The 25,494-nt window shown below is 72.5% G+C and carries 17 protein-coding genes, 1 pseudogene and 1 riboswitch; of the genes and pseudogenes, 8 read left to right on the top strand and 10 right to left on the bottom strand.

From position 1 onward, the window contains the following. Window positions 1-157: 157 nt before the first annotated feature. From ACQPW6_RS32215 to ACQPW6_RS32200, 4 genes are all read right to left on the bottom strand, one after another. On the bottom strand, window positions 158-1,246 hold the full coding sequence (locus ACQPW6_RS32215) for a Gfo/Idh/MocA family protein (protein ID WP_433893233.1): 1,089 nt from the start codon (window positions 1,244-1,246) through the stop codon (window positions 158-160). Next, on the bottom strand, window positions 1,231-1,890 hold the full coding sequence (locus ACQPW6_RS32210) for a ThuA domain-containing protein (protein ID WP_433893232.1): 660 nt from the start codon (window positions 1,888-1,890) through the stop codon (window positions 1,231-1,233). Before ACQPW6_RS32210 ends, ACQPW6_RS32215 begins: the two co-directional genes overlap by 16 nt. Further along, the gene (locus ACQPW6_RS32205) at window positions 1,887-3,173 is read right to left on the bottom strand and encodes an enolase C-terminal domain-like protein (RefSeq protein WP_433893231.1); all 1,287 of its coding nucleotides are present in this window, start codon (window positions 3,171-3,173) and stop codon (window positions 1,887-1,889) included. The genes ACQPW6_RS32210 and ACQPW6_RS32205 overlap by 4 nt, the downstream gene beginning before the upstream one ends. 128 nt (window positions 3,174-3,301) lie before the next feature. Next, complete coding sequence (locus ACQPW6_RS32200) at window positions 3,302-4,084, bottom strand: IclR family transcriptional regulator (protein ID WP_433893230.1); 783 nt, start codon at window positions 4,082-4,084, stop codon at window positions 3,302-3,304. 208 nt (window positions 4,085-4,292) lie between these two features. Between ACQPW6_RS32200 and ACQPW6_RS32195 the strand changes: the two genes are divergently transcribed. From ACQPW6_RS32195 to ACQPW6_RS32170, 6 genes are read left to right on the top strand one after another with little or no spacing between them, the layout of a single operon-like run. Beyond that, window positions 4,293-5,639, top strand: a complete 1,347-nt coding sequence (locus tag ACQPW6_RS32195) for an ABC transporter substrate-binding protein (protein ID WP_433893229.1) — start codon at window positions 4,293-4,295, stop codon at window positions 5,637-5,639. Beyond that, window positions 5,636-6,643 carry a carbohydrate ABC transporter permease gene (locus ACQPW6_RS32190; protein WP_433893228.1) on the top strand — a complete coding sequence of 336 codons (1,008 nt, stop codon included), beginning with the start codon at window positions 5,636-5,638 and terminating at the stop codon, window positions 6,641-6,643. Before ACQPW6_RS32195 ends, ACQPW6_RS32190 begins: the two co-directional genes overlap by 4 nt. Next, window positions 6,640-7,530, top strand: coding sequence for a carbohydrate ABC transporter permease (locus ACQPW6_RS32185; RefSeq protein WP_433893227.1), 891 nt, complete (start codon window positions 6,640-6,642; stop codon window positions 7,528-7,530). The genes ACQPW6_RS32190 and ACQPW6_RS32185 overlap by 4 nt, the downstream gene beginning before the upstream one ends. Then, the gene (locus tag ACQPW6_RS32180) at window positions 7,530-8,429 is read left to right on the top strand and encodes an NAD-dependent epimerase/dehydratase family protein (RefSeq protein ID WP_433893226.1); all 900 of its coding nucleotides are present in this window, start codon (window positions 7,530-7,532) and stop codon (window positions 8,427-8,429) included. The genes ACQPW6_RS32185 and ACQPW6_RS32180 overlap by 1 nt, the downstream gene beginning before the upstream one ends. 25 nt (window positions 8,430-8,454) lie before the next feature. Continuing rightward, window positions 8,455-11,550, top strand: coding sequence for an alpha-mannosidase (locus tag ACQPW6_RS32175; RefSeq protein WP_433893225.1), 3,096 nt, complete (start codon window positions 8,455-8,457; stop codon window positions 11,548-11,550). A gap of 56 nt (window positions 11,551-11,606) precedes the next feature. Continuing rightward, entirely contained in the window at window positions 11,607-15,521 is a 3,915-nt protein-coding gene (locus ACQPW6_RS32170) for a discoidin domain-containing protein (RefSeq protein WP_433893224.1), read from the top strand. A gap of 78 nt (window positions 15,522-15,599) precedes the next feature. Here the strand turns inward: ACQPW6_RS32170 and ACQPW6_RS32165 are convergent, their stop codons facing one another. The 3 genes from ACQPW6_RS32165 to ACQPW6_RS32155 form a co-directional block, all read right to left on the bottom strand. Continuing rightward, a complete protein-coding gene (locus tag ACQPW6_RS32165; RefSeq protein ID WP_433893223.1) occupies window positions 15,600-16,787 on the bottom strand; it encodes an alkaline phosphatase family protein in 1,188 nt (395 codons plus the stop codon). Further along, window positions 16,787-17,371, bottom strand: coding sequence for a DUF5998 family protein (locus tag ACQPW6_RS32160; RefSeq protein ID WP_433893222.1), 585 nt, complete (start codon window positions 17,369-17,371; stop codon window positions 16,787-16,789). The genes ACQPW6_RS32165 and ACQPW6_RS32160 overlap by 1 nt, the downstream gene beginning before the upstream one ends. Window positions 17,372-17,499: 128 nt before the next feature. Then, window positions 17,500-20,370, bottom strand: a complete 2,871-nt coding sequence (locus ACQPW6_RS32155) for a GNAT family N-acetyltransferase (protein WP_433893221.1) — start codon at window positions 20,368-20,370, stop codon at window positions 17,500-17,502. Between the two features lie 178 nt (window positions 20,371-20,548). On the opposite strand from ACQPW6_RS32155, the gene ACQPW6_RS32150 reads away from it, so the two are divergent. After that, entirely contained in the window at window positions 20,549-20,830 is a 282-nt protein-coding gene (locus ACQPW6_RS32150; protein ID WP_433893220.1) for an HPr family phosphocarrier protein, read from the top strand. A gap of 119 nt (window positions 20,831-20,949) precedes the next feature. Here the strand turns inward: ACQPW6_RS32150 and ACQPW6_RS32145 are convergent, their stop codons facing one another. Together ACQPW6_RS32145 and ACQPW6_RS32140 are read right to left on the bottom strand one after the other, a co-directional pair. Continuing rightward, on the bottom strand, window positions 20,950-21,636 hold the full coding sequence (locus ACQPW6_RS32145; protein ID WP_433893219.1) for a GntR family transcriptional regulator: 687 nt from the start codon (window positions 21,634-21,636) through the stop codon (window positions 20,950-20,952). A 185-nt stretch (window positions 21,637-21,821) separates the two neighbouring features. Beyond that, a complete protein-coding gene (locus ACQPW6_RS32140) occupies window positions 21,822-22,640 on the bottom strand; it encodes a M23 family metallopeptidase (protein ID WP_433893218.1) in 819 nt (272 codons plus the stop codon). 14 nt (window positions 22,641-22,654) lie between these two features. After that, window positions 22,655-22,810: riboswitch (cyclic di-AMP (ydaO/yuaA leader) on the bottom strand. Window positions 22,811-23,086: 276 nt separating this feature from the next. Between ACQPW6_RS32140 and ACQPW6_RS32135 the strand changes: the two are divergent. Continuing rightward, window positions 23,087-24,105 (top strand): annotated as a pseudogene (locus ACQPW6_RS32135) (IS5 family transposase). Window positions 24,106-24,124: 19 nt separating this feature from the next. Here ACQPW6_RS32135 and ACQPW6_RS32130 read toward each other — a convergent pair. After that, window positions 24,125-25,489, bottom strand: a complete 1,365-nt coding sequence (locus ACQPW6_RS32130) for a M16 family metallopeptidase (protein WP_433894721.1) — start codon at window positions 25,487-25,489, stop codon at window positions 24,125-24,127. Window positions 25,490-25,494: the final 5 nt, after the last annotated feature.

The raw sequence follows: 25,494 nt of genomic DNA, 5'->3' as shown, positions 1-25,494 counted from the left end.
CCTGCATGAACGTAAATGTCAGGCGAATTACCTGCCGCCGTGGGCACTTCCTGTCAGATAACTAAACTGACACGATGAACAGCGGAAAGCGACAGCCGGGTCCGGCTTTCGACAACCGGCCCCGCCTGCCGCTTTCCGCGGAATTCCCGCTGCCCCGCTACCCGATGAGGCCCAGCGGGGCCGGCCGCTCGCAGCTGCTCGTCACCGGCAGTGCCGAACCGTCGTGCGCCGAGTCGAGCAGGGTGAGCATGACGTCGAGCACGTGCTCGGCGAGTTCGGCCGACGCCAGGTGCGGCCGGCCGGCCTCGACGGCCGCGGCCAGGTCGGCGAGCCCGGTGCCGCGCCCGGCCCCCCGGTAGCCGGCGGAGACCTCCAGCGGCGTCCACGCGGCGTCCGGGCCGGCCGCGTACAGCTCGACCAGGCCGTCGAAGCCGTTCGGGTCGGGCACCGACAGCGAGCCCGCGGTGCCGTGCACCTCGATCCGCGGCAGCCGGGCGGCGTGGATGTCGAAGCTCATGATCAGCGTCGACAGCGCGCCGCCGGCGTGTTCGAGCACCCCCGCGACAGTGGTGTCCACCTCGACGGGGAACCGCTGGCCGGCCCGCGGCCCGCTGGCGATCTCCCGCTCGGCGCGCGGGGTGGAGGCGGCGCCGGTCACCTTGACGACCGGGCCGAGCAGGTGCACCAGCGCGGACAGGTAGTACGGGCCCATGTCGAGCAGCGGGCCGCCGCCGGGCCGGTAGTAGAACTCCGGGTCCGGGTGCCACTTCTCGTGTCCGGCGGTGGTCATGAACGCGGTCGCCGCCACCGGGGTGCCGATCAGCCCGTCGTCCACCGCCTTGCGGGCGGTCTGGGTGCCGGTGCCGAGCACGGTGTCCGGCGCGCTGCCGACCCTGACGCCGGCGGCCCGCGCGGCGGCCTGGATGGTGGCGGCCTCCTCGCGGGTGGCGGCGAGCGGCTTCTCGCCGTAGACGTGCTTGCCCGCGGCGATGGCGGCGAGCGCCACCTGCGCGTGCACGGCCGGCACGGTCAGGTTGAGCACCGCGTCCACGTCGTCGCGCGCGACGAGTTCGGCGACATCGGCCGCCACCCGGGCGCCGGAGCGCTCGGCGGCCTCCTTGGCGCGACCGGCGTCCAGGTCGGTGACCGCGGTCAGCCGCAGCGAGTCCAGCCGGTCGATGGTGTCCAGGTACTGGCCGCTGATCTTGCCCGCGCCCACCATGCCGATCCTCAACGGCTCGCCCACAGCAGTCCCCTCTCGGTGATCGCCCGCACCTCGGGCACGTCGAAGTCGTCGGCCTTGTGGCCGATGGCGGAGACGAAGACCCGCCCGGCGCCGAAGGTCCTGGTCCACACCTGCGGCATCACCACGTCCTGCGCGTGGTCGTCGCCGGCCGGGAAGACCGAGGTGGCGAGCACGTCGTTGGCGGCGTCGGTGGCCACCCAGTAGTGCTCGGTGTGCACCGCGAAATCCGCCAGCCCGGCCGTCACCGGGTGGTCCGAGCGGCCCGGCACCAGGTTGACGGTGTAGTCCACGAAGCCGGCCGGGTGCATCAGGAACTGGCCGCCGGTGAGCCGGGTGTAGTCCACGTCGGCACGGAAGGAGTCGATGATCCCGCCGTGCCAGCCGGCGAACCCGGTGCCGCCGCGCACCGCGGCGGCCAGGCCCTGGCTCTGCTCGCGGGTGATCTCGCCCATCGTCCAGCACTGGACGACCAGGTCGGTGCCCGCCAGCAGTTCGGCGTCGGTGTACACCTCCAGGGAGTCGGACACCTCGACCGTGTAGCCCTGGTCCTTCAGGAACGGCAGGAAGAGGCCGGTGATCTCCACCGGCGAGTGGCCCTCCCAGCCGCCGCGGACCACAAGGGCCTTGCGTATCGGCTCTGTCACGGGCGTTGCACGCTCCCATCGGTGTTGCGCAGCAGGGCCCAGCGGTCGTGGGCCAGCGGTTCCGGTACCGGGTACTTCGCGGCGGCGGCCTCGTCGAAGTCCACGCCGAGGCCGGGGGCCTCGTGCGGGCGGAGGCCCCCGCCGTCGGCGGTGATCGTGCCGGGGAACACCTCGTGCACCGGCGGCTTGAACACCGCGGCCTCCTGCACGCCGAAGGCGTGGCTGGAGATGTCCATCGCCAGGGTGGCGGCCTGGGCGACCGGGCTGACGTCGGCCGGGCCGTGCGGGGCCAGCCGCACTCCGCGCAGCTCGCACAGCGCGGCGATCTTGCGGGCCGGGGTCAGGCCGCCGAGGGTCGGGATCCGCAGCCGGGCGAAGTCGATGTCGGGTCCGGCCAGCAGCGCGGTGAACTGGGCCGGGTCGTGGAAGAGCTCGCCGACCGCGAGCGGCACCGGCGAGGCGTCGTGCAGCCGCTTGAAGTGCCCGGCGTCCTCGGGCGCGAGCAGGTCCTCCACGAAGAACAGCCGGGCGTCGACCACCCGGCGCAGGAACTCCCGGGCCTGCCGGGGGTCGAGCCGTTCGTGCACGTCGTGCAGCAGCTCGACGTCGTCGCCGACGAGTTCGCGGACCTTGGTGAGCACCCCGGGCACGAACCGCAGGTAGCCGGCGCTGTCCCAGGGGGCCCGCCGCTCGCGGACCGCCGCCGGGTCGGCGGTGCCGCCGCCGGCCGCGCCGTAGGTGTCGGCGCCGGGCACCGCGGCCTGGATCCGGACGTGCCGGTAGCCGCGCTCGCGCGCGGCCTGCACCTTGTCGGCGATCTCGGCGGCGTCCCGGCCGTCGACGTGGGTGTACGCCTCGGCGTAGGTGCGGACCCGGCCGCCGAACAGCGAGTACAGCGGCGCGCCCAGGCGCTTGGCCTTCAGGTCCCACAGGGCGACGTCGATGCCGCCGAGCGCGTTGCCGGTGACGGAGCCGCCGCGCCAGTAGGCGCTGTTCAGCAGCAGCCGGTGGATGTCCTCGATGTCGTCGGGGTCACGGCCGACCAGCAGGGGGGCGACGTAGTCGTCGAGCACCGAGCGGACCGCGAGGGTACGCTGCGGGTCACTCGCGCAGCCGAGCCCGTACAGTCCTGGGTCGTTCGTCTCGACGCGGACGATGAGGTGGGGACAGCCGTGAGGGGCGGTCAGAAACGTGCGAACGGCCGTGATGCGGATCTTGGCACCGCGCTCTTCGGCCCAGGGTGCGGGCGCGAGCGGAGCGGGGCCGGCATCAGGCAATGCCATGCGAACTCCCGCGTACAGATAACAGAATGACGTACCGGCTTCCGAACGTAAAGAGGTCGGTCCTGGTTTGTCAATCCCTTTGACAAATCGGGGCCGACACCCCTGCCGGGGGCCGGAGCGACACCGTCTCAGTGCTGTCCGAGGCGTTTGAGCAGGGTGCTCAGCGAGTGCGCGGCCTCGGTGACGGCCTGTGCGACCTCCTCCAGACGGCCGTCGTCCATCCGGCTCTTGGGCGCGGAACAGCTGATCGCGTCCTCGCCCTGGCCGTTGCCGAGCGCCACCGCGACGCATCTGATGTCCACCGAGTTCTCACCCTCGTCCACCGCCCAGCCGCGCAGCCTGGTCTCGGCCAACTGGGCCAGGAACGCGTCCGGATCGGTCACCGTGGTGGGCGTCAGCCGCTCCAGCGGCCAGTCCAGACGGCGCTGCACCTCTGCGTGGTCGTACTGCGCGAGTATCGACTTGCCCAGCGCCGTGGCGTGCGCCGGCAGCCGGCGGCCGACCGCGGAGTACATCCGCAGCGCGTGCCGCGACTCGCGTTTGGCCAGGTAGACCACGTGGGTGCCGTCCAGCCTGCCCAAGTGCACGGCCTCGCCGGTCTCTTCGGCGAGCGCGTCCAGCACCGGCCCGGCCAGGCTGGTGACGTCGTCGCCCTCCAGGTAGGCGGTGCCGGTCAGCAGCGCTTTCAGGCCGAGGCTGTACCGGGTTCCTGACGGGTCGAGATCGACCCACTTGCGGGCCTCCATGGTCCGCAGGATCGCGTGCAGGCTGCTCTTGGGCACCGCCATGGACGCGGCCATCTCGGCCAGTGAGAGCCGGGCGCCGTCCGCGCCGAGCAGTTCGAGCACCTCAAGCACCCGGGCCGCGGACTTGACCTCTTCCGGCTTACGCCCGCGCGGCGCTTCCGCCACCGATTCCACTGATCCTCCGCTCCCCGCGCCGACCCCTCGCGGCCCTTGGGTACACACCCAATCGCAGCGTGCGTCTTGACGCTATATCAAAGACGACCCTAAGTTCAGTCACTCCAACGTCATTCGGTCTTCTGAACGGTCGAAGTCTAGGTAGGGGCCCATGCGTACACCATTCGCACGTTTTACACCGAAAACGAGATTTGCCGCCGTGGCGGTCACGACGGTCCTGTCGCTGACCCCGCTGGCCGCCTGCGGTGGCGGTTCGTCAAGTTCCGGCGACGCCAAGTCGCTGACCATGTGGACCTTCAAGCAGTCGCACGTCGCGGCCCTGAAGAACGCCGCCGCCGAGTTCAAGAAGCAGACCGGCATCACCGTCAAGATCCAGGCGTACGGCCCTGACGACGCGTACACCACCAAGGTGCAGGCCGCCGCCAAGACCCACGACCTGCCCGACGTGCTGGAGATCCACTCCGACGGCGAGGACTTCGCGCTGGGCGCGACCGGCATCGCCAAGGACATATCCAAGGACGTCGGCAGCGACTGGAGCGGGCTCTACCAGAAGGGCGTCCAGGGCTCCGGCACGGTGACCCCCGCGCACTACAAGGAGTCCGTCCCGGCCGACTCCAAGTCGCACGGCGTCAAGGAGGGCCAGCGCTTCAGCGTGCCGCTGACCTCGGGCACCTTCGGCATCATCATGGGCAACAAGAAGATGCTGGCCGCGGCGGGCATCACCAAGCCCCCGGCCAGCTACGAGGAGTTCCTCAGCGACCTCAAGGCGACCACCACCAAGGACCCGAAGAACGGCGGGGTCAGCCTCGGCCTGAAGGTCAAGGCGACCGGTCTGACCTGGGGACTCCAGCCGCTGGCGTTCGCCGAGCTGGGCAAGGAGAAGTACCAGGCGCTGTGGGGCCAGGACCCCTCCGCCGACTTCTCCTCGCCCGACGGCGAGAAGGTGCTCACCGAGTTCGCCAAGATGCAGCCGTACTGGATGCCCGGCACCCAGACCCTGGACATCGACACCGCCGACCAGTCCTTCGCGCAGGGCAAGTCCGCCTGGGACATCGGCGGCACGTTCACGCTGGCCTTCCTGCAGCAGAACGGCATGAACCCCGACGACGTGATGGCGTTCGGCTTCCCCGGCCCCAGCGACGGAGCGGTGCCCAAGCCCGCCCTCGCCCCGCTGGCGCTGACCGGCCTGTCGGTCTCCGCGACCAGCAGCCACCCGGAGAACGCCGAGAAGTGGATGAAGTTCCTGGCGCAGCCCAAGATCGCCTCGCAGTTCGCCAAGGACGCCACCGAGGTGCCGTCCACCGAACTGGGCGCGGACGCCGCCTCGGTGATGGGCGCGACGCTCGCCGACATGACCAAGGCCTTCGTCGGCACGCCGGAGAACACCTATGACCCGAACGTCAACGACTTCCGCCCGCCCGGCTACGACCAGGACTCGATGGCCGAGATCCTGGCCGACCTGACGCCGCTGAAGCAGAAGAGCCCCGACGCCACCGGCAAGGCGATGGCCAAGCTCAACAACAACTTCTGGAAGACCTCGAAGTGACGACCGCTCCCCGTCCCGCTCTTCCGGAGACGGCCGCCTCCGGCCGGGGACCTGCTCCCCGGCCGGAGGGCGCGGCGGAACCAGGACGCGGCAAGCGCGTACTGAACCGCCGCGGCTACGAGGCCCTGTCCGGATATCTGTTCGTCGCCCCGGCCGTGGTCCTGTTCGCGGTCATGGGCCTGTACACCGTCGGCTACGGCTTCCTGCTGAGCTTCGCCACCTGGAACGGCTTCGCGCCGCACTGGACCTGGGTGGGCGTGCAGAACTACAAGGACCTGCTCTGGCAGAACCCGGCCTACGCGCCCCGGCTGCACCACGCGGCGATCCACACGCTGTACGTGATGATCGCCGTCCCGCTGCTGACCGTGCTGGTGTCCTTCCCGCTCGCGGTGCTGCTCAACTCCGCCAAGCGGATGCAGGGCCTGCTGCGTTCGGTGTACTTCATCCCGTACGTGACCAGCGGCATCGCGGTCTTCTTCGCCTGGCAGTACATCCTGCAGCCGGACGGCGCGATCAACACGGTGCTCAGCAGCCTCGGCATGGGCTCGCTGGCCCAGCCGCAGGGCTGGCTCGGCAACCCGAACACCGCGCTGGGCACGATGATCGTGGTCACCGTGTGGGGCTCGGTGCCGGTGGCGATGCTGCTGTACCTGACCGGGCTGCAGGGCATCGACCGCAGCGTGCTCGAAGCCGCGCAGCTGGACGGCGCCGGCTGGTGGCGCACCAACGTGTCGGTGGTGTGGCCGCTGGTGAAGCCGATCACCTCGATCGTGGTGCTGCTGAACCTGCGCGACTCGCTGCAGGGCTTCCAGACCTTCCTGGTGATGACCAACGGCGGTCCCGGCGACCACACCAACGTCCTCGGCCTCGAGGCGTACCGGCTGGCGTTCCTCAAGGACCTGGCGCCGACGCTCGGCCTGGCCAGCGCTCTCGGCTGGATCCTGTTCGCCGCCGCCCTGGTCATCGCGTTGATCAACCTGCGAGTCATGCGGAGCAAAACATGACAACGATTCCCCTGGGCTCCCCGCCCAAGCGCGCGGCCGGCGCCACCGGCAGCGGAGCGGTCCGCGCCCGCCGGATCAGCGCCCGGGTGCTGGTCGGCGTACTGCTCGCGCTGTACGGCGTGATCAGCATCTATCCCTTCCTGTGGATGATCTCGGCGGCGTTCAAGAACCAGGTCGAGGTGATCCGCGGCGGCCATCTGATCCCGCACCACCCGACGTTCGACACGCTCACCCACACCTGGAACCAGCTGCACTTCTTCCGGTACTTCCTGAACAGCCTGGAGGTCTGCGCGCTGACCGTGGTGCTGACGCTGGTGGTCTACGCGGCCGCCGGATACGCCTTCGCGGTGCTGGACTTCCCCGGCCGCGGCGCGCTGCAGAAGCTCTTCGTGGCGCTGCTGTTCGTGCCCGGCGTCACGGTGATGCTGCCGATCGTGCTGCTGGAGAACAAGATGGGCATCCTGGGCACGCACATCGGCCTGGTGCTGCCGTTCGTCAACGGCGGGGCTCCGCTGTCGGTGCTGCTGATGACCGGTGCCTTCAGCTCGGTGCCCAAGGAGTTGCGGGAGTCGGCCCGGGTGGACGGGGCCAACGAGTTCCACATCTTCACCCGGATCTACCTGCCGCTGACCCGGCCCGCGCTGATCACCGTGGCGCTGATCACCGCGATCCCGACCTGGAACGAGTACCTGCTGACCAGGGTGTCGCTGAACAGCGAGAGCACCTACACGCTGCCGCTGGGACTGCAGACCCTGGCCTCGTCGAACGTGCCGCACTACAACAACCTGATGGCGGGCGCGCTGATCGTCGTGGTGCCGGTGATCGTGCTCTTCCTGAGCCTCCAGCGGTACTTCGTCAACGGTCTGGTCGGGGCGGTGAAGGGCTGATGCTGGTCCTCGTCACGGGCGCGGCCGGGCACATCGGCGGGTACGTCACCGCCGAACTGCTGGCCGCCGGGCACCAGGTGGTGCTGACCGACCTGCTCCAGGTGGAGGAGCCGCGCGCCGAGCGGACGCACGCCGGCGACCTGCGCGACCCCGAGCTGGTGCGGGCGGCGATGGAGGGCGTGCAGGCGGTGGTGCACCTCGGGGCGATCCCGCATCCGAACCTGCCCGACCCCAGCCTGCTGTTCGCCCACAACTGCCTCACCGCGCACCGGGTGTTCGAGGAGGCCGGCCGGGCCGGGGTGCGCCGGGTGGTGGCCGCGTCCAGCGCCTCGGCGGTCGGCCTGGCCTGGTCGCCGGTGCCGCTCTCGCCGCTGTACGTGCCGATGGACGAGCTGCACCCCAGCATGGTCCGCGACCCGTACGGGCTGTCCAAGTGGGTCCTGGAGGACATCGCCCGGGCCGCCCACCGCCTGCACGGCACCGACTCCGTCTGCATGCGCTTCCCGTTCACCGGCACAGGCGACCGGCTCGACCACTTCCTCGCCGCCTGCGCCGCCGACCCGGCCTCGCAGCGGCACGACCTGTGGGGCTGGCTGGACACCCGGGACGCGGCGCACGCGGTGCGGCTGGCGCTGGAGAAGGAGATCGGCGGCTGCCACGTCGTCAACGTGACGGCCGCCGACACCACGTCGGAACTGCCGTCGGCGGAGCTGATGGCGGCGCACCACCCGGGCACCGAGGTGCGCGCCGAGATCGCCGAGCACGGCACGCTCTTCGACACCGCCGAGTGCACCGCGCTGCTCGGCTTCGTGCCGCGGCGCACCTGGCGCACCCCGTCCGGTGCCGGCCGGTCCGGCGGCGGGCCGCCGCGGGCCGGCGAAGTCACCGCCGACCGCTGACCGTTACGGCAGAAAGAGTCCACCTGTGCATGACGACCGGCACATCGTCGAAGAGCGGATCGCCAAGTTCCTCCAGCAGGTGGTCCGCCCCGCCCTGTACCGCGACGACCCGCTGACCCTCGACCTCGCCGCCTGGCAGGTGCCCGGCGAACCCGTTCCGGTGGCGCAGGCGCTGGCCGCCGCGTACGAGCCGGTGTCGATCGGCGACACCTGGGGCGGCCCGTGGTCCACCACCTGGCTGAAGGCCGCGGGCCGGATCCCGCGGGAGTGGGCGGGGCAGCGGGTCGAGGCGGTCTTCGACCTCGGCTTCGACCCGTCGCGGGGGCCCGGCGGCCAGGCCGAGGGCTTCGTCCACGACGCCGCCGGATCGCCGTTGCAGGGGCTGCACCCGCACCACCGCAGCGTGCTGCTGGCGGAGTCGGCGGCCGGCGGCGAGCCGGTCGACCTGCTGGTGGAGCTGGCCGCCAACCCGACGATCCAGGGCTCGATCTCGGTCGGCACCCGCTTCGGGTCCAGGGAGACCGCGGGCACCGAGCACCTCTACCAGCTGCGCACCGCGCAGATCGCCGTGCGGGAGAACGCCGTATGGCACCTGCTGCACGACGTGGAGGTGCTCGACGAGCTGATGCGGGAGCTGCCCGAGGGCGGCTCCCGGCGGCACGGCATCCTGCGCGCGCTCGTCCGCGCGATGGACGCGGTGGACGTGCGCGCGGTCGCCGCCACCGCGCAGGCCGCCCGCGACCGGCTCGCCGACGTGCTGTCCCGGCCGGCCTACGCCTCCGCGCACACCGTCACCGCGGTCGGGCACGCCCACATCGACTCCGCGTGGCTGTGGCCGATCCGCGAGACGGTGCGCAAGTGCGCCCGCACCTTCACCAACATGACGACGCTGGCGCAGGAGTACCCGGAGCTGGTCTTCGCCTGCTCCTCCGCCCAGCAGTACGCATGGATGAAGGAGCACCGCCCGGAGATCTTCGAGCAGATCAAGAAGGCCGTCTCGGAGGGCAACTGGGCGCCGGTCGGCGGCATGTGGGTGGAGGCGGACGGCAACCTGCCCGGCGGCGAGGCGCTGGCCCGCCAACTGGTCTACGGACGGCGGTTCTTCACCGCGGAGTTCGGCATACCGCAGGACGGGGTGTGGCTGCCCGACTCGTTCGGCTACACCGCCGCGTATCCGCAACTGGCCGTGCTGGCCGGGGCGAAGTGGTTCCTGACCCAGAAGCTGTCCTGGAACGAGACCAACCGGCTGCCGCACCACACCTTCGATTGGGAGGGCATCGACGGCACCCGGATCTTCACTCACTTCCCGCCGGTCGACACCTACAACGCGAGCCTGACCGGCGCCGAACTCGCGCACGCCGAGCGCAACTTCGCCGACAAGGGGGTGGCGACCCGCTCGCTGGCCCCGTTCGGCTTCGGCGACGGCGGCGGCGGTCCGACCAGGGAGATGCTGGAGAAGGCCCGCCGCCTGCGCGACCTGGAGGGCTCCACCAAGGTCGAGGTCGGCGACCCGTCGGCGTTCTTCGACGCGGCCCGCGCGGAGTACGAGCGGCTGCCGGTGTGGCGCGGCGAGCTGTACCTGGAGAACCACCGCGGCACGTACACCAGCCAGGCCCGCACCAAGCACGGCAACCGGCGGGCCGAGGCGCTGCTGCGCGAGGCCGAGCTGTGGGCGGCCGCCGCCGCGGTGCGCACCGGCGCCCCCTACCCGTACGAGCAGTTGGAGTCGGTCTGGCAGCGGGTGCTGCTGCACCAGTTCCACGACATCCTGCCGGGCTCGTCCATCGCCTGGGTGCACCAGGAGGCCGAGGCCGTACACCGGGAGTTGCAGGGCGAGTTGGCGGGGCTGATCGGCGCCGCGCTGGACGGCGGCGAGAGCGACACGTCCTTCTTCAACGCCGGCCCGTACGCCCGCCGCGAGGTGGTCGTGCTGCCTGCGGCAGCCACCGTCGAGAACGGCCAGCCGCTGTCCGGCGGCCGGCAGGCGGTGCTGGTGGAGGCGCCCGCGCTCGGCTCGGGCAGCGCGGTGCCGTCCGGCCTGCCGCCGGTCACCGCCACCGCCGAGGACGGCGTGATCACCCTGGACAACGGGGTGCTGCGGATCAGGATCGACGCCGACGGCCTGGTGCGGTCGGTCTACGACCAGCGGGCCCGCCGCGAGGCGCTGGCCCCTGACCGGCCGGGCAACCTGCTGCAACTGCACCCGGACGACCCGAACCTGTGGAGCGCCTGGAACATCGACCACTACTACCGCGACACCGTCCGCGACCTCACCGAGGCGAGCGCCGTACGGATCGCGGCGGCCGGACCGCTGCTCGCCGAGGTGCTGGTCGAGCGCCGCTTCGGCGACTCGCACCTGGTGCAGCACCTGGAACTGGCCGCGGGAAGCGCCCAGTTGACGGTACGCACCGAGATCGACTGGCAGGAGCGGGACACCCTGCTCAAGGCGGCCTGGCCGCTGAACGTGCACGCCGAGGTGGAGCGCGCCGAGATCCAGTTCGGGCACGTGCAGCGGCCCACCCACGAGAACACCAGCTGGGACGCGGCCCGCTTCGAGCTGTGGGCGCACCGCTGGGTGCACGTCGGCGAGCACGGCTGGGGCGCGGCCGTCGTCAACGACTCCACCTACGGCCACGACGTGTCCCGGCTGACCCGCCCCGACGGCGGGACGACGACCACCCTGCGGCTGTCCCTGCTGCGCTCCCCGCACAGCCCCGACCCGCAGGCCGACCGCGGCCGGCACACGTTCAGCTACGGCCTGGTGGTGGGCGCCGGCGTCGGCGAGGCCGTCGCGGCCGGCTACGCGCTCAACCTGCCGCTGCGGCCGGCCGGCCGCGCACCGGCCGGCGGCGCACCGCTGATCACGGTGGACAACCCGGACATCGTGGTGGAGTCGGTGAAGCTCGCGGACGACCGCGGCGGCGATGTGGTGGTGCGGCTGTACGAGTCCCGCGGCGGCACCGCGTCCGGGCTGCTGCGCACGGACTTCGCGGTGTCCGCGGCGCAGGTCACCGACCTGCTGGAAGAGCCGCTCGCCCCGCTCCCCGCTGCTGCCGACGGCGCCCTCCCGCTGGAGCTGCGCCCCTTCCAGATCCAGACCCTCAGGCTGAGCCGGGCCTGAACCCCGAGGAACAGAGCGACCCCCATTGGATCCGACCTCCCTGAGGAGAGGCCGACATGAGACCCACGCTCCTGAAATGGCTGCGGCCATCGGCCGCGCTGGTGCTGGCGCTGCTCGCGGCGCTGCTGCTGCCACCGCCGACGCCCGCCGCGGCGGCGGCCCTGTACCCGCTGGGCGTCGGCGCCGACCTCGGCCCGACCCCGTTCACCCTCGGGCTGACCGCGTCCGCGGGTGACGACGCCGCGGGGCTGCGGACCGGGACGCAGGACGGGACACCGTACTGGCGCACCGATGTCGCGGCGGGCACCGGCTACCTGGCGTTCGACCTCGACCAGGAGTACACCGACGCGGTGACGGCCGATCAGCTGACCGTGGCCGTCACGTACCAGGACGCCGGCACCGGCACGCTGCGGCTGACCCGCGGCGCCACCGACGTGCTCGGCAGCGCCGCGCTCGCCGACTCGGGCACCTTCAAGACCGAGGCGTTCACCATCCCGGCCGACTTCTCCGCGGGCCGGCAGCTGCGGCTGTCCGGCGTCCAGGGAGACGCGCCCGCGGACATCACCGTCTCCTCGGTACGGGTGGCGGCCGGCCTGTCGGTGAACCTCGGCGCCACCGTGGACTCGCACGGCATCGACCCGCGGGCCGGTGACAACGACACCCACCTGGTCACCGGCGTGCAGGACGGCCGCGGCTACTGGGGCACCGACCAGAGCGTGCCGGGCGCCGAGACCGGCTTCTTCTACATGAACGTGGACGACACCACGCTCTACGACAACCGCGACCCGGTCGCCGTCACCATCGACTACTTCGACCAGGGCAGCGGCGCCATCCAGCTGCAGTACGACTCCCCCGGCGACACCATCCCGCAGATGTTCAAGCAGTCGCCGCTGTTCGGCTACGGCGACACGGGGAGCTGGAAGACCCACACCTTCCTGCTCGACGACGCGATCCTCACCAACCGCTCCAACGGCTCCGACTTCCGGATCACCACCGGCGACAGCAAGGTGGAGCTGAAGGTCGCCCGGGTCTCGGTGACGGCGCTGCAGAAGACGCTCGACCCGACCACGGGCCTGCGCCAGCTGGTCGCCCAGGCGGACACCGCCTACGCGGCGGCCCGCGAGGGCACCCGGGACGGGCAGTACCCGGTGGGCTCCAAGGACGTGCTGAAGCAGGCCGCCGACACCGCGCGCGCGGTCGCGACCGGCAGCGGAGTCACCGACGAGCAGGCGCGGACGGCCTTCCACGCGCTCTCCGCCGCGCTCGACGCGTTCCACGCCTCCATGGTGAACACCGACCTGGCGCACTTCGGCACCGCCACCGCCTCGTCCAGCGAGGCCGGTTCGCCGCCGGCCGCGGCGATCGACGGCAACGGCGGCTCGGCGTGGGTCAGCGGCAGCGCCGGCAACGGCGAGACGTTCACCCTCGACCTGGGCGCCGCCAAGCGGATCGACCAGGTCAAGGCGTCCTGGACCGGCGCCTTCTCGGCCGACTACACCGTCCAGGTCTCGGCCGACGGCAAGAAGTTCACCGACGTCGGCCGCAACGGCGGAGTCGGCGCCGGCGACGTCGTCACCGCCTTCGCGCCGACCACCGCCCGCTACGTCCGGCTGGTGGTCCACGGCTACGCCGCCGGCACCACCAAGGTCGGCCTCGGCTCGCTTGAGGTCCGCGACCAGCGGGTCGTCACCGGGCACCCGAAGCTCGTCGACACCCGGTACCCGACCGACGGTCCGGTGGTCGCCGACTTCGACATACGCCAGTACGGCGCCGACCCCACCGGGCACAAGGACGCGACCGCGGCCGTACGCACCGCGCTCTACGACTGCCAGGACGCGGGCGGCGGCACGGTGTGGCTGGGCGCGGGCAGCTACCGGATCACCGGCACCCTTGAGGTACCGGCCTTCTGCTCGCTGCGCGGCGACCGGCGCGACCCCGACCACGGCAAGGGCGACTACGGCACGGTCATCGTCGCCGACCTGCCCTCGGGCGCGGACGGCCCGGTGCTGTTCCGGGTCGGCGGCAGCGCCTCCGTCCAGGGCGTGACCACGTACTACCCGCGGCAGAGCGCGACCGCCCCGGTGCCGTACAACTACACCTTCGAGATCCCCGGTTCGGCCTGGCAGAGCGACGCCAACTTCATGATGGGCACGGTCGAGCACGTCACCATGCTCAACTCGTACCAGGGCGTGGGCATCTCCACGATGCCCGACGACCGCGGCCGGCCCGCGGTGCAGGGCCAGGTGCACGAGTCGGCGACGGTGGACGACATCAAGGGAACGGTGCTGTCCAGCGGGGCCACCGCGTTCAACGGCTCCGACGTCGGCACCTGGAACGACGTCAGCTTCAACAACTCCTACTGGGCGCAGGCCCCTTCGGCCTACCACCCGCCGGCCAGGAAGACCCTGGACCGCTGGACCCGGGCCCACACCACCGGCCTGGTGCTCGGCGACCTCGAATGGGACCAGTTCTCCAAGATCTCGCTGGCGGACTACCGCACCGGCATACAGATCGTGAAGGGCCAACGGGCCTCGTTCGTCGGCGCGTTCCAGCAGACCAGCGTGCTGCGCACCGATGTCGCCCTCCAGTTGGACGACATCGACAGCCGCTGGGGCATGACGCTGGCCGGCGGCATCCTGCAGGGCAGCGTGGCATCGGTCCGCAACACCACCAGCGGCTACGTGAAGGTCACCGGCACCACGCTGGACGGCCCCACCTCCGGCACCGTGATCAAGCTGGCCGGCGCCACGCCGAAGTACCGCGACCCGGCGCCGATCCCGTCGCCGAAGCGCAAGGCGCTGTACGTGGCGAGCACCGTGCCGCACGGCGTCGGCTATCAGGCCGGCGACGCGACCAACGCGCTGCAGAAGGTGCTGGACAAGGCGGGTTCGCAGGGCGGCGGCATCGTCTACCTGCCGGCCGGCTGGTACCGGATCGACGGCCGGGTGCGGGTGCCGGCCGGGGTCGAACTGCGCGGCGCGGCGGCCTCGCCGAACCGCGACGAGGGCGGGAACAGCGGCGGCACCGTGCTGCTCTCCTACGCCGGACGCGACACCGCCGCGGCCGACACCGCCCCCGCCACCGTCACCCTCGACGGCAACGGCGCCGGGGTGCGCGGCCTGCGGGTCTTCCACCCGGGGAACAACCCGGCCATCGGCTACGTCCCCTACCCGTACGACATCAGGGCGGCCGGCCGCGGCACCTACGTGGTGGACGTCGGCCTGACCAACGCCTGGAACGGCGTCGACCTCAGCTCGGCCCGCAACGACGGCTTCGTGGTGCACAAGCTGACCGGTGTCTTCCTGAACCGGGGCGTCACCGCCGGTGCCGCCGACGGCGGTTCGATCGACGGCGTGCTCAGCAACGGCAACGGCGTCGCCAGGACCGGCTTCAACATCCCCGACTGGGGCCTGGGCGCGAACCTGTTCCCGCAGACCATCGACGGGTACACCCGCAAGAACACCGACCTGGTGCATGTGGACGGCGCCCGCGACCTGTCGGTGGTGGACGTCTTCGGCTATGGCATGCACAACGGCCTCGTCGTCACCTCCGGCGACGTGCACGCCTTCAACCTGGGCACCGACAACCTCGGCGACGGCGGCTACACCGTCAAGGCGGGCCCGGCCGCCGAGGTCAGCGTGGTCAACCTGCTGCGCTACAACGGGACCACGTACACCGGTCCGGTGAAGCTGTACAACATCATGGCGATCAACATGGTGCAGCAGTCCGTGGCCGCGACCGCCGACCCGCCCACCGGCGGCAAGGTCACGATCACCGGCAACGAGACCGAGCCGGGCCGCTACGAGAAGGGCGACACGGTGACCGTCACCGCGACGCCGGCCCGCGGCTTCGTGCTGCTCGGCTGGACGCTCGACGGCACGGACTCGACCGGCGGCGGGCGGACGCTCACCGTCCCGGTGACCGGCGACCGCACGGTGGTGGCCCGGTTCGGGCCGGCTGCCGCGGGCTGAGCCAGACGCGGGCCCGGCCGACCGCCATCCGGTCGACCGGGCCCGTTCGCCTGTCTGCGCCTCCGGTGCCTTCCGCGCTCAGCTGCGGACCTCGAGCAGCGGCACCAGCTGCTCGACCGGCATCATCGAGCCGTGCAGCCCGATCATCTGGGACTCGCCCGACTCGGTGCGGTTGGCCACGATCGCGATGTCGTCCCGGGCGGTGGCGACCACGTCGCCGATCCGGCCGAGCACCCGCTCGTCGGGCCGCGGGCCGAACCAGCCGGCGTCCAGCGCCTCGTCCCGGGACGCCACCCACATCTGCTCGCCGAGCACCTCGCTCCACACCGCGAGCACGTCCCCGGCGGCGCCCGGCACCGCGTAGACGTGCCGGGCCCGGCCCTCGCCGCCGAGCACCGCGACGCCGGCCCGCAGCTCCCAGTCCTCGTCGAAGTCGATCCGGCTCTCCGGGTCGAACGGGATGTCGATCATGCCGTGGTCGGCGGTGACGTACAGCGCCGCGCGCGGCGGCAGCTGCTCGGCGAGCCGCTGCGCGAGCCGGTCCACCATCATCAGCTGGCCGCGCCAGGCGTCGGAGTCCACCCCGTGCCGGTGGCCCATCGCGTCCAGCTCGCTGTAGTACGTGTAGACCAGCGAGCGGTCGCCGGCGGCGAGCCGGTCGGCGGCCAGGTCCATCCGCTCCTCGCCGGTGAGCCGGCCGTGGAAGGTGCCGCCGGACAGCGCGACCTTGGTCAGCGGGGTGTTCACGAAGTGCGGCGAGGACACCTGGCAGGTGGCGATCCCGGCGGCCTCGGCGAGTTGGAAGACCGTCGGGTACGGCTGCCAGGCGCGCGGCTCGGTCCAGGGCTGCCAGCGCAGCTGGTTCATCAGGTCGCCGGTGTCGGGGTTGAGCGCGGTGTAGCCGGCCAGGCCGTGCCGGCCCGGCGGCAGGCCGGTGCCGACGGAGGCGAGCGAGGTCGCGGTGGTCGCGGGGAACCCGGCGGTCAGCGGCCGGCCGGTGCCGCCGAGCGACGAGGGCAGCAGCGAGGTGAGGTACGGCGCCTCGGCCGGGTGCCGCAGGATCAGCTCCCAGCCCAGGCCGTCGACCAGGAACACGCACACCCGGTCGGCCGCCGCCAGCCGCAGGCCGGTGTCCGGCACGCCGGGGATCGCCATCCCGGCGACGGCGGCGGGCAGCACGTCGCAGAGCGCGCCCGAGCCGTAGGCGGGGACGGGGGCGGTGCGGGGGTCGAGGAGGGCGGGGCCTTCGGGCAGCGGGTGGACCATCAGTCCGTGGCCGCTGTCGCCTCGGAGAGCGCCTGCGCGAAGGCCAGGGTCTGCCGTACGGTGTCCGGCCCGTCGCCGGCCTCGCTGACCCGCAGCGACAGGTCGTCGGCGGTGGAGGAGCCGGTGTAGCCGTGGTCGGCCTCGCAGTTGGGGTCGCCGCAGGCGGCCGGCTCCAGGTCCAGCCGGGACACCGCGCCCCAGCCGATGGTCAGCACCACCTCGCGGGGCGTGCTGCCCGGGGTGTACGACTCCGGGTTGGCCACCACCCGGCTGACCACCACCGAGGAGATCCGGCCGATCTTCACCGACTCGGTGGAGGTGGTGGCGTACGGGGACGGCGAGGTGTCGTCGGCGGCCTGCTCGTCGGTGTGGCTGACGATGAAACGGCTGTCGGTGAGCACCAGCACGGTGACATGGCGGCGCACCTCGTTCGCGTCGAACGTGGTCTCCAGGTGGACCAGGAACGAGGAGACCGGCTCGCCGCCGACCGCCGCCTCCACGGCCTCGGCCACCAGGGCGGGGTAGTAGCCACTGCGCTCGATCGCCGTGCGCAGGCCCTGTGTCGTGATCCCGGTCTTCGCCATGCCGACCATCCTAATGGCGCGCGGGGCGATGGCTCCTGACCCGGCGGCCCGCGGTGCCGCCGTCCCGCCCCGCCCGGAAGCCCGGAGGGCCGGCGGCCCAGGGCCCGGGGGCCCGGCCCGGTCAGATCTCAGAACGAGGAGAGCGCGCGGGGGCCGAGGTCGGTGCGGGCCGGCGGCCGGGCCAGCCGTACCGCGGCGCCCAGCACGGCCAGGCCCCGCGCGGCGACCACCACCGGCTCCAGGTCGACGGCCACCACCTCGGGCAGGTCGTCGGTGAGCAGCGACACCCGCAGCAGCAGCTCCTCCAGGGCCGCGGTGTCCACCGGTTCCGAGCCGCGCCAGCCGAAGAGGAGCGGCGCCGCCCTGATCGACCTGACCAGCTCGGCGGCGTCCCGGTCGGTGGCCGGAACCAGCCGGTGCCCGATGTCCCCGAGCAGTTCGGAGGGCGCGCCCGCAAGGCCGAACGAGAGCACCGCCCCGACCGCCGGATCCACGCTCGCCCGCACCACCGTGTCCACGCCGCGCGGCGCCATCGCCTGCACCACCGGCAGCAGCTCGCCGGGCTTGCCGAGCCGGGCCGTCAGCTCCTCGTACGCCCGCCGCAGGTCGGCCTCGCCGGCCAGGTCGAGCCGTACGCCGCCGAGGTCGGCCCGGTGCCGCAGGTGCGGCGCGGTGGTCTTGAGCGCCACCGGGTACCCCAGCCGCGCCGCCGCCACGACGGCCGCCTCCGCATCGGGCGCGGGCAGCGTCCGCCGGACCTCGATCCCGTACCGCCCGAGCAGCCCGGCGGCGTCCTCGTCGCTGAGGGTGACGCCGGGCGCGGCGGAGTCCGGCACGGGCGGGTCGCCCGCCGCCGGCACGCGGGGCGCGGCCGGGCCCGTTCGCGCGGCCCGTGGCTCCGGTCCGGCTGCCGCGGCCTGGTCCGGCTCGGCGCTCTGGTCGGGGGTGCCCGCGGCGGGCAGCAGCCGGCGGACGTCGGCCGCCGCCGCGCCCTCCTGGATGTCGTCGAACTGCGGGACGCGGCCCGGGTCGGCGGCGCCGGCCCGCCAGGCGGCGTAGCCGGCGGACTCCGCCAGGGCGTGCACCGCGCGGTCGGGCGCCCGGTAGGCGGGCACCCGGGCGCCGTCGCCCTCCGCGGCGACCAGCCGGTCGGCCATGGTGTCCAGGGCCAGGTGGACCACGACCACCGGCTTGCCGGCGCCCGCGGCGGCCTCCCGCAGCGCCCGCGCCAGCGCGGGATCGTCGCCGGACTCGGGGTCGGGGGCCTCCTCGTCGGCCACCCGCGGGATCGCGGTGACGGCGACGGCGTCGTTGCCGGGGTCGGCGAGCGCGGCGCGCAGCGCGGCGGCGAAATCCCCGGGGCCGGCGGCCGTGGTGAGGTCCAGCGGCGGGCCCGGCCGCAGCCCGGCGGTCAGCGCCGCGTCGTAGGTGAGCAGCCCGAGCGACTCGGAGTTGCCGAGGATGGCGAGCCGGTCGCCGGCCGGCAGCGGCTGGAGGGTGAGGAAGAGCCCGGTGTCCAGGAGTTCGGTGACGGTGTCCACCCGGATCACCCCGGCCTGCCGGAACAGCGCGGAGACCGCGGAGTCCGACATCCGGGTGACCGGCACCGCGTGCCCGGCCGGCATCGCGCCGCTGTGCAGCGCGCCCTTGACCACCACCACGGGCTTGGCCGCGGCGGTCCGCCGGGCGAGCCGGGTGAACTTGCGCGGGTTGCCGAACGACTCCAGGTACATCAGCACCACGTCGGTGTCGGGGTCGTCCTGCCAGAACTGGAGCAGGTCGTTGCCCGACACGTCCGCCCGGTTGCCGGCCGACACGAACGAGGACGGGCCCGCGCCGCGCCGGTGCAGACCCGACAGCAGCGCGATGCCGATCGATCCCGACTGGGTGAACAGGCCGAGCCGGCCGCGCGGCGGCATCTCCGGCGACAGCGAGGCGTTCAGGCCGATGTCGGCCGCGGTGTTCAGCACGCCGAGGGCGTTAGGACCGATCACCCGCATGCCGTGGCTGCGGGCCTGCCTGACCAGTTCGCGCTGCCGCAGCCTGCCCTCGGGCCCGGTCTCGGAGTAGCCGGCCGCGATCACCAGCAGGCCGCGCACCCCGGCCTCGCCGCAGTCGGCCACCGCCTCGGGCACCCGCTCGGCAGGCACCGCCACCACGGCCAGGTCCACGCTCTCGCCGGTGGCGGCGATCTCCGCGACCGAGCGGTGCCCGGGCACCCCGTCGACCTCGGCGCCGGCCGGGAAGGAGTGGTTCACGGCGTGCACCCGCCCGGTGAAGCCGCCGGCCACGATGTTGCGCAGCAGCGTACGGCCGACCCCGCCGGGCCTGCGGCCGACGCCGACCACCGCGACCGACTCGGGCCGCAGCAGCCGCTGCATGCTGCGCGCCTCGGCGCGGTGCTCGCGGGCCCGCATCACCGCCACCGACTCGGTGGTGGGCTCCAGGTCGAGTTCGAGGTGCACCACGCCGTCGGCGAAGCTGTGCTGCTGGGTGAAGCCGGCGTCGGTGAAGACCTTGACCATCTTGCGGTTGGCGGGCAGCACCTCGGCGGTGAAGCGGCGGATGCCGCGCTCCCTGGCCACCGCGGCGATGTGCTCGAGCAGCGCGGAGGCCACCCCGCGGCCCTGGTGGGCGTCCTGCACCAGGAAGGCGACCTCGGCCCGGTCGCCGGCCCGGCCGGACACGGCGCGCCCGCTCGCGTCGGTGCGGTCGTAGCGGACGGTGGCGATGAACTCGTCGCCGATGGTGGCGGCGAGGCCGACCCGGTCGTCGTAGTCGTGGTGGGTGAAGCGGTGCACGTCGCGGTCCGACAGCCGCGGGTAGGGGGCGAAGAACCGGTAGTACTTCGACTCGTCGGACACCTGCTCGTAGAAGCCCACCAGGCGGCCCGCGTCGCCGGGTCCGATCGGCCGGATGTGGGCGATCCCGCCGTCGCGCAGCACGACGTCCGCCTCCCAGTGCACGGGGTAGGGGTGCGGCGGCTGCGCTTGCGTCATGGCCCCAGCGTATGCGGCGCGCCCGGTTCGCGACGGGCACCGGCAGGGGGCAGTCTGGGGTGGTCCTGGACGGGGCGGTACGACGATCGTGCGAGACTGGTCTAGACAACTTCACGTACCGGGTACGACCCCGGGTACGACCCGGGAACCACCTGAAGACGATCCGAAGGGCAACACTATGGTTGAGCGCCGTGTCACCGTCGGCTGGGCGGACGGCCTGCACGCCCGCCCCGCGTCCATCTTCGTCCGCGCGGCGACGGCCGCCGGCGTGCCGGTCACGATCACCAAGGCCGGCGGCGCCCCGGTGAACGCCGCCTCGATGCTGGCCGTGCTCGGCCTGGGCGCGCAGGGCGGCGACGAGGTCGTACTGGCCTCGGAGGCCGACGGCGCCGACGCGGCACTCGACCGGCTGGCCAAGCTGGTCGCAGAAGGGCTCGAAGAACTGCCCGAGACGGTCTGACGCAGCGGAATTCAGCGGGCCCGGCAATCCCCCCGGATTGCCGGGTCCCGCCCGTTCCTGATGACAAGCAGCCGCAATTACGGCAGCCCTATTCCCAGGTCTTGTATACGGCGTGATTGTTAATTGCGGCGGCGCACCGCGTTTACGGGATGTTTCAGGGTCCTCACCGCCGAGGTGCGCTCGACATGGACCGCCGCCAGCCGGCCGGCCCGGTCGGCGTCACCGCGCGCCACCGCGTCCACCAGCGCCGCGTGCTCCTCCCACGCCTCCACCGCCCGGCCCGCGCTGCCGTCCCCGTACACCCAGGCGATCTTGTGTCTGAGCTGGGTGAGCAGCGCGGTGAGCGTCGGGCTGCCGGACGCCTGGGCCAGCGTCTCGTGGAACCAGCCGCTCAGCGACGGCAGGTCGGACAACTGGCCCTGCACCGCGCGCTCCTGGCCGAGCCTGACCAGTCCGCGCAGCACCTTCAGATGCGCCTCGGTCCGCCGTCTGGCCGCCCGCGCGGCACCCAGCGGCTCCAGCAGTCCGCGCAGTTCCAGCAGGTCGGCCGCCTCCTGCTCGGTGGGCTCCGCCACCGAGGCGCCGGCGTGCCTGCGGGTGCGGACGAACCCCTCGGACTCCAGGGTGCGCAGCGCCTCGCGCACCGGCACCCGGGACACGCCGTAGCGCTGCGCGAGCAGTTCCTCGGTGAGCCGGCTGCCCGGCGGGAAGAAGCCGGCGACGATGTCGTCGCGGACGGCCGTACACACCACCTGGGCGGAGATACGACGCCCCGAGCCGTCCTGGCCGTTCACATCCGATTCCACATCGCAGGACTCCGTTCTTTCCCCGTATTGTGCGCGACTCTATTCCAGCACGCACGGGAATCAGAAAGCAGCCCCAGAATTCGGGCATTGTTTTGGGACAGCGCCGCCCTTTTCGGACGCCGCCGCGGCCGTGATCGGACGCCGGCCGGCCCGGCGGACCCTCGTTCGGGGCCCGCCGGGGCGGGTCAGACGCTCAGGCCGTGCTTGCGCAGGTAGGCCACCGGGTCCACGTCCGAGCCGTAGTCGGGGGTGGTGCGCACCTCGAAGTGCAGGTGCGGCCCGGTGGCGTTGCCGGTGGCGCCGGACAGCGCGATGCGTTGCCCGGGGGTCACCCGCTGGCCGACCGTGACCTGGATCGACGACAGGTGGCCGTACTGGGTGTACTCGCCGTCGGCCATCCTGATCACGATGTTGTTGCCGTACGAGCCGCCCCAGCCGGCCTCGACCACGGTGCCGGCGCCGACCGCGTGCACGTCGGTGCCCATGGCCGCGTGGAAGTCGATGCCGGTGTGCCGGCCGGACGACCACAGATTGCTCGACGCCAGGTAGCCGGTGGAGACGTAGGAGTGCGCGACCGGCAGCACGAAGGAGTTCAGCCGCTTGCGCTCGGCGGCGCGGGCGGCCTGCTGCCGCGCCTCGTGCACGGCCGCGGCCTGTGCCTTGGCGGCGGCCTTGGCCATCGCCGCTGCGGCCGCCTGCTCGCGGGCGTGCTGGGCCCGCTCGGTCCTGGCGGCGGCCTCGCGCAGTTGCGCGTCGGCCTGCGCGGCCAGCGAGTCGGCGAGCGTCTCGGGCACGTCGAGTGCCTGGGCCAGGGAGACGGGCTGTACGGCGGCCGGTTCCGCCTGCCCCGGCGCGGCCATCGCGCTGGCGCCGAGGCCGCCGGTGGCGGTGACGACCGCGACCCCGGCCAGGGTGGTGCCGGTGCGCAGGACGCTGCGGCCGGGACGGCGGTGCTTCCCGCGGGACGCGGACTTGGGCTGGGGCTGGGGGTGGGTGAACGCCATGAAGCGGCGTCGCTCCTTTCCTTCCTTCTCGCCTACCGGGTTAGCTGACGGGTTCGGAGCAGGAAGGTCTCCTACGGGTCCGCCGCCCGTGGTGGGCGAAAGGTCCCGATTCACCCCAGGGAACTCTTGGTTCCCCGGCTCCCCTGACGGGGACTCGGCGATGTGCGCCCGGGCCGCCAGGCGCGACTGCTGGACGGGCAACGGTCGTTGACGCTAACCGGGCACACGGTCGTACTTCAAACAGATCGGCTCATATGTTGCGTACGCCACACGGCCGCACATCAGGCCGCACCGCCGTATCCGCCACCCGGACCGGGGCGGGGCCCATGCCCCGCCCCGGTTCGGCCTGACGTCGAACTCCGGCTGGCGGAGCCCTAGGGGCTGTTCGAGGTTTGGATCTTTGAGAGGCCCGGTGGTCTGTTGCCGGTGGCTGGTAGAACTCGTGCGTGGCGCGTTTTGACGTGACGGATGCCGAATGGGCTCTGATCGAGTTGCACTTGCCGGTGACGGCCACCGGGCCGTTGCCGCGGCGGGTGCGGGACCAGTTCAACGGGGTGCTGTGGCGGTTCCGGACCGGCAGTGGCTGGCGTGATGTCCCGGACCGGTACGGGCCCTGGTCCACCATCTACTCCCGGTTCAGCAACTGGGCCAAGGCCGGGGTGTTCCAGGACCTGATGGACGCGTTGATCGCCGAGGCGGCCGCGCGGCGGCAGGTCGGCCTGGAGTTGGTCAGCGTGGACTCCACGATCGTGCGGGCGCATCACGAATCGGCAGGTCTGGCAGTGGCCGGGGAGACCCTGGACGCCCTGGAACAGGCCCTGACCGAGGAAAAGGGGGCTCCGCTCCCGCGACAACCGCCGGTGCTGCGGGTGATCCGCCGACGACCGGTGCGGACACGAGTGGCACAGACACGCCGAACCCGGACCGGGCTGCAGCGCGACGGCGTTGCAGGGCCAGGGCGGACGCCGCCGGGCTCGGCCGGTCCCGAGGCGGACTGAGCAGCAAGATCCATGCCGCGGTCGACGCCACAGGACTGCCCCTGTCGTTCGTCCTGACTCCCGGACAAGCCGGGGACAGCCCTCAGTTCCAGACCGTCCTGGACAAGATCCGCATACCTGGCCCGGTCGGCCGCCCCCGCACCCGACCACAGGCCGTCGCAGCGGACAGGGCCTACTCCTCCAAGGGCAACCGGGCCTACTTACGCCGGCGCCACATCACCGTGGTCATCCCGGAAAAGATCGACCAGCAGGCCAACCGCAAGAACAAGGGCTCAGCCGGCGGACGGCCTGTCACCTACGACAACGAACGCTACAAACAGCGCAACACCGTCGAACGCAGCTTCCAGAAGATCAAGACCTGGCGCGGCCTGGCCACACGCTACGACAAGTCTCCCGAAAGCTACGAGGCCGGACTCCACCTCCGCGGATCGATCATGTGGCTGAAGCTCCTCACCTCAACCACATGATCCGAACCTCAAACAGTCCCTAGTTGACGACCTCCACCGGGCCGATGCCCAACTCCCGTACGGGCTCGGCGATCGTGGCGGCGTCGCCGACCAGGATCACCACGAGGCGGTCCAGCGGGAAGGCGTTGACGACCGCGGCCGTGGCCTCCACGGTGCCGGTTGCCGCCAGCCGCGCGTAGAGCTGGGCCTGGAAGTCGTCGGGCAGCTGCTGCTCGACCTGGTCGAGCAGCGTGCCGGCCACCGCCGACGCCGTCTCGTAGCGCAGCGGGGCGACCCCGACCAGGTTCTGCACGGCGACATCGCGCTCGTCGTCGGTCAGCCCCGACTCGCCGAGGGTGCGGATCACCTGCCAGGTGTCGGCGAGCGCCGGGCCGGTGACCTCGGTGGCCACCGAGCCGCTGATCGCCAGCAGCGCGGCGCCGGTGCCGTCGGCCGAGGACAGCAGCACCTGGCCGAAGGCCCGCACCCCGTAGGTGTAGCCCTTCTCCTCGCGCAGCACCCGGTCCAGACGGGAGGTCAGGGTGCCACCCAGGCAGTACGTGCCGAGCACCTGGCCGGCCCACACCGGGTCGTGCCGGTCGGCGCCGGTGCGGCCGATCAGCAGCTGGGTCTGCACCGCGCCCGGCCGGTCCACGATCACCACCCGGGCGGTGTCGTCCGAGGTGATCGCCGGCCGCTGGTGCGGCTGCGCGGAGTTGCCGGTCCAGCGGCCCAGCGTGTCGTTCAGCAGCGCCGGCAGGTCGATGCCGGTCAGGTCGCCGACCACCACGGCGGTGCTGGTGGACGGGCGGACGTGGGCGGCGTAGAAGGCCCGCACCGCCGCCGCGTCGATCCGGCGCACGGTGTCCTCGGTGCCCTGCCGCGGCCGGGAGCAGCGCAGGGTGGCCGGGAACAGCTCCTTGGACAGCGCCATCGCCGCCCGGCGGGCCGGGTTGGCCAGCTCGTGCGGGATCTCGTCGAGGCGGTTGGCGACCAGCCGCTTGACCTCGTCGTCGGGGAACGCCGGGGCGCGCAGCGCCTCCGCGAGCAGCCCGAGCGCCTTGTCCAGCCGGGAGGCGGGCACTTCGAGCGAGACCCTGACGCCGGGGTGGTCGGCGTGCGCGTCGAGGGTGGCGCCGCAGCGCTCCAGTTCGGCCGCGAACTCCTCGGCGGTGTGCGCGTCGGTGCCCTCCGACAGGGCCCTGGCCATGATGGTGCCGACCCCGTCGAGGCCCTCGGGCTCGGTGTCCAGCGGCGCGTCGAGCAGCACCTCGACGGCGACCACCTGCTGGCCGGGCCGGTGGCTGGTCAGCAGGGTCAGCCCGTTGGCGAGCGAACCGCGGTCGGGGGCCGGGAAGGCCCACGGCTTGGGCTCGCCGGCCTGCGGCTGCGGGTGGAACGTCATGGCGG

It is taken from the genome of Streptomyces sp. CA-111067 (assembly GCF_050956065.1).
In the GTDB taxonomy this organism is placed as follows: Bacteria; Actinomycetota; Actinomycetes; order Streptomycetales; family Streptomycetaceae; genus Actinacidiphila.
The sequence above is the reverse complement of the archived record's forward strand: the minus strand, read 5'-3'. Positions and strand labels throughout refer to the sequence as shown.